The following is a 6,336-nucleotide window of genomic DNA, read 5'->3' on the forward strand; positions in this document are numbered from 1 at the left end:
TGTTATTATATAACAAAATAAAAGCGAGCCGTTTCGCCGGACGACTCGCTGTTTTTCCCTTTATTTCGTGAATGCAGCCTCTTTTTCACGTATGAAATAGCCTTGTTCAGCTCTGCATACGGGACAATCCTTCGGCGGTTCGCTGCCTTTGTGGATGTGTCCGCAGTTAAGACATATCCATACTTCCTCCGTGCTGTCCGAACGGAAAAGCTGCTGAGACCTCATCAGCTCCGCATAGTAAAGGAAGCGCTCCCTATGGCTCTGTTCTATCTCGCCGATCATGCGGAACTTCGCCGCCGCCTCACGATATCCCTCCTCGGCTGCTATACGTGCAAATTCGGGATATATCTCCGATGCTTCCTTCTCTTCATCTCTTGCCGCTGCATCCAGAAGCTGCTGAATATCTGTAAACACATCCGCAGGATAGCCTGCACAGATCTCTATCTCCTGCCCTGCCGACTCCTTCATAAGGTGGAAGAACACCATTGCGTGACGTTCCTCCTGCTCCGCTGTGAATCTGAACATCCTCTCGATGCCTATATATTTCTGCTGCTGAGCAATAAGTGCGGACTGATAGTACCTCTGTCTAGACTGACATTCTCCCGCAAACGCCCTCATAAGGTTCTTTCTTGTTTCGCTTTCATTGAATACCATAAACTGATACCTCCTTTTTAAGGTATTGTTCCCTCGGTGCGAAGAATTATACGTAGTTAGTTATCAATAACCAAAATACACGACAGGTACTTGACAAACCAGTAATAATAGTGTAAAATTAAATTGGACACAAACAAATTTCACATTTCGCTTAAGGAGGTCTCATTATGGATTACACATATAAGACAAGCATGGTTTGCGCTCAGGAAATCAGCTTCCACATTGAGGGCAATGTTATTACAAATATAGTTTTCTACGGAGGATGCAACGGCAACCTCAAGGCTATTTCCAAACTTGTTGACGGCTGGACTGTTGAACAGATAGAGGAAAAGCTGAAAGGCAATCTCTGCGGCAGACGTCCCACTTCATGTGCCGACCAGCTCTGCCTTGCTGTAAGAGCCGCATATAACGAAGCTAATGCCTGATAAGGTGTGAACAATGGACAAGAAGTATGATCCGCTGAAGCTGGAAAATCAGCTTTGTTTTCCGCTCTATGCATGTTCCCGTGAGATAATAAAGAAATATCGTCCGCTCCTTGAAAAACTGGACCTGACTTACACCCAGTATATCGCTATGATGGTTCTCTGGGAACAGCGAAAGCTCAGCGTAAAGGAACTCGGCAAAAAGCTTTATCTTGATTCCGGCACTTTGACTCCTGTACTCAAAAGCCTTGAAGCAAAGGGATTTGTCTCCCGTAACAGAAGTACGGAAGATGAGCGGGTACTCATGGTCGAGATAACAAAAAAAGGCGACGCTCTGAAGGAAAAAGCCATTTCCGTACCACAGGAACTCGGAAAATGTATCGTTCTTTCTCCTGATGAAGCTGCCTGTCTTTACAAGATCCTCTACAAACTACTGGACGGATCCGAAAACGGTCAATAACAACAAAAAGCAGTCCGCTCTCAGCTGAGCTGAACGAGTGAGACTGCTTACTTTTTTCAGAATAAGTCCGAGCTGTCATAATCATCAAGATAGGACAGCTTTATCTCTTTTTTGTCGCCGATAATGAAGTCCACTGCCTTGTTATAGCAGGTTATCGTCTTTACGGGAGAATCTCCGCCGTATTCACCGTCACGAGTCCATGTAAGGGGCTCGTCACTCAGCGAAGTGAACGTCACCTTGTCCGTTCTGAAGAATTTGATATACTCCTTGTCTATCGCTATTTTGATATTCATCAGCGAACGAACTATCTCCTGAAGCTGGAGTATATTAGTAGGTTTCTTGATGAGAGTTACCTCAAACTGTCCGTCATCAAGGAGAAAATCATTCATTGAGAGAAGTCCCGCAACCGACGAGGAATTAGTTACCATGCCGAAGATGAAATCGTCCTCAATGACCTCGCCGTTGTATTCAACTCTCATACGCTTTGAACGTATACTGTTCAGCTGCATAAGTCCGCTGAATATATAAGCAGCGTGTCCGAAAACGTTTTTCAGAGGCTGTGAAGTCTCGTATGTGACATTGGTGAAGGCTCCGAAAGCGACGATATATGTGAAATATTCATCGTTGAAGCCGCCTATGTCGCACGGAGTACGGATTCCGTCAACCACCCACCTTGCTGCACTCATTGCGTCCCTCGGTATTCCGAGACTTCGCGCAAAGTCGTTGGTGGAACCTGCCGGGATATACCCGATAGGGATACGTCTTTCGCTGTTCATTATGCCCTGAAGGCACTGACTGAGAGTTCCATCTCCGCCCGAGCATACAAGGATATCGAATCCGTTTTCACAGGCATACTTTGCTTTGACCGATGCATCCGTACTGTTCTGCGTTATGTGGACCGTAACTTCATAACCTGCCTTTGTGAAAAGGTCGATTATTTCTCCGAGCCTCCCCCCTATTTCAGCTCGTCCTGCAATAAGGTTCACTATAAAAAACATTTTCTTCATAAATTATCTCCATTTAGGTAACGTCAATAAATTTCGTATTTCATGTTTTATCAAACCATAAAATGAAAAGCGGTCAATTATCAGTTCACTTATTATTATATAACGTTTTGAACTATTTTGCAATAGCGCCAATATAATTAAAATAAAAAAATATCTTCAAAACGCTTGACTTTTTCTCTCAATGGTGATATAATAATAAAGCTGAATCAATAACAGCTACATACATTGGGGTGTCGCCAAGCGGTAAGGCAACGGACTCTGACTCCGTCATTTCGAGGGTTCAAATCCTTCCACCCCAACCAAAGCAGTAATAAGCTGCACAGTAATGTGCAGCTTATTCTATTACCTGCAATATTTAATGATTTGACAACTCTTGTTTGTACTCGGTAAGCGTTTACGCTATTTCACATCACGCTTCCGCATTACTCATAACTTCGTGGCTTGTGAGATCAGGTTGATATTTGTATCAACGAGACTGCTGCCTTATCCTGACAAACACAGGAATTGATTCAGTTATCTGAACAGGCTCACATTAACGGCTCACTCCCCCGGTTCGTCCTCTCTCCGAATGAAAGAAATTGAACAAGAGTAAGCATGAGTAAATTCGCTTCAAATCTTGGTATTCAGTTATCAAGATTCTATACTACAAAAAACAAACCTTTCAGACGATGCGGACACATTCCTGAAAGGCTTGACAATACTATATTAAACGTGATATAATAATACACGCAAAATAGTCATCTTGCTAAGTCATTCAGATGTTTGTGGCATCTGTCTGATTACGGGGAGTGTCGGGATTGCCGTCCTTACGCTCCCTGCGAGGTGATTTTTTATTAAGTACTAAATTAATTATATCACAAAAAAGTGTGGTTGTCAATAACTTTATATATTCTGAGTATTAAAAATATAGGTCGTGTGATAAAATGACATCACACGACTTTGTTTTTAGTAATCTGGTAAATACAAACGTCTATATTCTCTTGAAGCAAATTGATCTGTCATCCCTGCAATGTGATCGCACACTATTCTAATAAAGTTGGAATCATTACGAAGTTTTTCTTCAATTCCCGTACGGGTCACCAAACTTAAACGAAGGCGAACACTCATCAAGGGTGTTCGTCTTTTTTATGCTCTCGTTCAGCTCATCAAGGCGGACACACTTTTCGCCGTCCTTGTAGTTGAACAGAACAACGATTTTATCATCATAGACGTGAACACTGTTTATGAAAATATCAATGAGCCGTTGTTTCTGTTCCTCATTTTTGAGGTCAGTTTTTGCGAAATTCATAATCCAAGCTTCTATCTGTTCTCTTGTAATGATAGGGCGAACTATCTGCTCTTTGGCTATTTCGATTTCAATCCGTTCCTGCTCATCTTCAAGGCGTTCAAGCTCTGCTTTGGTGGACTTTGTGACAAGTCCTGCCTTTACAGCTTTCATTATATTTGCTATTTCTTTCTTGTTCTGATTAAGCTGTTTCCTTAGTGCAGGGAGCTGTGTGCTTTCTGTACTCTGTAAGGAGTAGCAAGTGTCACTTATACGCTTAATAAGCGATTTGTCAAAAAATATCTGCATAACGAGCCTAAGAACGCCATTTTCAAGTATATCTTTCTTAATTGTTTTCTTGTGACATCTCTTCTTTTTTGCGCCCATACACTGATAATAGCGGTAGCGGCTGCCGTCCCTGCCTGTTCCACTTAATCCCGCCATAGTATCACCACAGCAGCCGCAGAAGATTTTTCCTGTCAGGAGATACTTTTCTTCAACAGTTTTGAAAGAAGCGGCTTTATGCTTATTTACAAACAAGCGTTTCTGACACATTTCAAAGATTTCCTCAGATATAAGCGGCGGTATGGCTTCTGTATTTACGATTTCTCTGAATGTGTATTCACCGAGATAACGACGATTTTTCAAAAGCCAGTTGATGAAATGATATGTAAACTTTCTGCCATTGTTTGTAATGCCTTTACTATTCAGATCATCAACGATACTGCGGATAGGCTCACCGTCTGCGTATCTTTCAAAAACTTCTGTCACAATGGGAGCTGTCACGGGGTCTTTGCGAAAACGCTTGTCCTTATCGATAGCATAGCCGAAAGTTACAGCACCGCCGTTAAACGTGCCTTTAATAGCGTTCTCCGTCATTCCACGTCCTGTTTTCTGTGCTAAGTCTTTGATATAGTATTCCGAAAAGCCCTCGAAAATGGATTCCATAAGTTTACCCTCGGGGCTGTCGTCAATAGGTTCTGTTGCGGAGATAACCGAAACACCGTTTTTATTGAGCTTGGACTTATATATTACACTATCATATTTATCATGGCTGAAACGGTCTATCTTCCACACGATAACTACATCAAATTCGCCCCTTGCGCTGTCGGTTATCATCTTCTGAAACTCAGGGCGGTTGTCGGCTCTCTTGCCTGAAATAGCTCTGTCTGTATATGATTTTATGACTGTGTACCCTTTACGCTCGGCGAAAGCCATACATTCACGGAGCTGACCCTCGATAGATTCTTCACGCTGATTGTCAGATGAATAACGAGCGTATATAACAGCTTTCATAATTGTCACTTCCTTTTCTTGTAATCATTGTTTTTGCGATTATACCACAAAACAGCATAGGACACAATCCTAATTTTACACGAATCGAGATTTTAGCGCACTAAAGCGTTTTGTGAAAAGTAAACAGGGCTAAATGCGCAATTTTTAGCACTTTCAATAAACGCACGAAATTTTCTGCTCATTTATGAGTTTAAAATTCTTTGTGCATATTTTTTTGAAATGATATAAAAAGTGCTGCAAAATGATTGCTAATAGTGCCACCTCCTCAGATTTTATTCACCCATACAGCCCCTTTTATACATTGGAGCTGCCGAGCAGGCAGCTCTTAAAACAGCTTACAGATTGACTTTCAGTGCTATTTGTGGTATAATTATATGTAAATACAGCCCGTTACAGCTGTTTTGAAAGGGTGTGCAGTAAATGGACAAGTATACTTTGGAAAGAGACGGACAATTAGATTTTTATAAGGTGTTTTTGCCCCGTGTCGATTCGTCAATTGATATTGATGATATTCTCGCAGACAACAACGACGGCGTTCTCAACGGCAACTTGCTTGAATTCAAATTACACGTTACAGATTTGAACGCTGTGCTTTTTCAGTGCATAAAATACTTGTCTGCGCTGCGTGTGAAAGGCAAGCCTGTTCCTGCTAACATCTTGATTATTGATGTTAATGCGGCTACGCTTTGGCTATATCACTCTTCACAGTATTTATCAGATATTGAAAAGCTGTATTCGGGCGGGCTTCAAAGGATAACAGCGGCTTTATTGGCGGTGACGCAGAAAAGGTACTGCATTATGATAAGCCACTCGACGTTGAAAGTATTGTCTCACTGCTTAAAGAGTGCCACTACACCAAAATCCATATAGACGAAAACTGCATAGTTGGTTGGGCTACTTCATTTTATAAGACTGTACCTTCTGCTCGAAAAGAAGATTTTCTCGGTGATGATTCGGGAAAGCATCCTTTGTACTTCTCGCAAGTCGAGAGAAGTCCGATACGACAACCACATCGCCTTCACGTACATATTCAAGCATAGCTTTTAGCTGAGGACGGTTTCTATCCTTGCCACTCAGCTTGTCGATGAATACTTTTTTTATTTTTTCAGTGTAGGCTTCAAATGAATTGAGCTGCCGAGCAGTGTTTTGTTCCTCAGTCGAAACACGGGCATAGCCTATATATGTTTTCTCCATATTTTTTCTCCTTTCAAGCAAAACCGTCCTGATAGAATG

General features: G+C 41.9%; 8 protein-coding genes and 1 tRNA gene. 4 read left to right on the forward strand and 5 right to left on the reverse strand.

Features of this window, described 5'->3' with window-relative positions; translation table 11 throughout:
• Positions 1–60: 60 nt before the first annotated feature.
• Positions 61–654: a rubrerythrin family protein gene (locus BT127_RS13875; protein ID WP_075425572.1), complete on the reverse strand. Its 594-nt coding sequence runs from the start codon at positions 652–654 to the stop codon at positions 61–63.
• 167 nt (positions 655–821) lie between these two features.
• Between BT127_RS13875 and BT127_RS13880 the strand changes: the two genes are divergently transcribed.
• Together BT127_RS13880 and BT127_RS13885 are read left to right on the forward strand one after the other, a co-directional pair.
• Entirely contained in the window at positions 822–1,079 is a 258-nt protein-coding gene (locus BT127_RS13880) for a TIGR03905 family TSCPD domain-containing protein (RefSeq protein WP_075425573.1), read from the forward strand.
• A 13-nt stretch (positions 1,080–1,092) separates the two neighbouring features.
• Positions 1,093–1,536, forward strand: coding sequence for a MarR family winged helix-turn-helix transcriptional regulator (locus BT127_RS13885; protein ID WP_075425574.1), 444 nt, complete (start codon positions 1,093–1,095; stop codon positions 1,534–1,536).
• Positions 1,537–1,592: 56 nt separating this feature from the next.
• On the opposite strand, the gene BT127_RS13890 is transcribed toward BT127_RS13885, so the two are convergent.
• Entirely contained in the window at positions 1,593–2,543 is a 951-nt protein-coding gene (locus BT127_RS13890; protein WP_075425575.1) for a diacylglycerol/lipid kinase family protein, read from the reverse strand.
• Positions 2,544–2,769: 226 nt separating this feature from the next.
• On the opposite strand from BT127_RS13890, the gene BT127_RS13895 reads away from it, so the two are divergent.
• Positions 2,770–2,845: transfer RNA gene (locus BT127_RS13895), tRNA-Gln, on the forward strand.
• Between the two features lie 643 nt (positions 2,846–3,488).
• Here the strand turns inward: BT127_RS13895 and BT127_RS17380 are convergent.
• Positions 3,489–3,650, reverse strand: coding sequence for a hypothetical protein (locus BT127_RS17380; RefSeq protein ID WP_082335059.1), 162 nt, complete (start codon positions 3,648–3,650; stop codon positions 3,489–3,491).
• Positions 3,604–5,103, reverse strand: coding sequence for a recombinase family protein (locus BT127_RS13905; protein ID WP_075425576.1), 1,500 nt, complete (start codon positions 5,101–5,103; stop codon positions 3,604–3,606). Before BT127_RS13905 ends, BT127_RS17380 begins: the two co-directional genes overlap by 47 nt.
• A 420-nt stretch (positions 5,104–5,523) precedes the next feature.
• Here BT127_RS13905 and BT127_RS13910 point away from each other — a divergent pair, with 420 nt between their 5' ends.
• On the forward strand, positions 5,524–5,973 hold the full coding sequence (locus BT127_RS13910) for a hypothetical protein (protein ID WP_075425577.1): 450 nt from the start codon (positions 5,524–5,526) through the stop codon (positions 5,971–5,973).
• A 24-nt stretch (positions 5,974–5,997) separates the two neighbouring features.
• Here the strand turns inward: BT127_RS13910 and BT127_RS13915 are convergent, their stop codons facing one another.
• The gene (locus BT127_RS13915; RefSeq protein ID WP_350339289.1) at positions 5,998–6,297 is read right to left on the reverse strand and encodes a recombinase family protein; all 300 of its coding nucleotides are present in this window, start codon (positions 6,295–6,297) and stop codon (positions 5,998–6,000) included.
• Between the last annotated feature and the right edge of the window lie 39 nt (positions 6,298–6,336).

Source organism: Ruminococcus sp. XPD3002, assembly GCA_900119535.1.
GTDB lineage: Bacteria > Bacillota > Clostridia > Oscillospirales > Ruminococcaceae > Ruminococcus > Ruminococcus flavefaciens_H.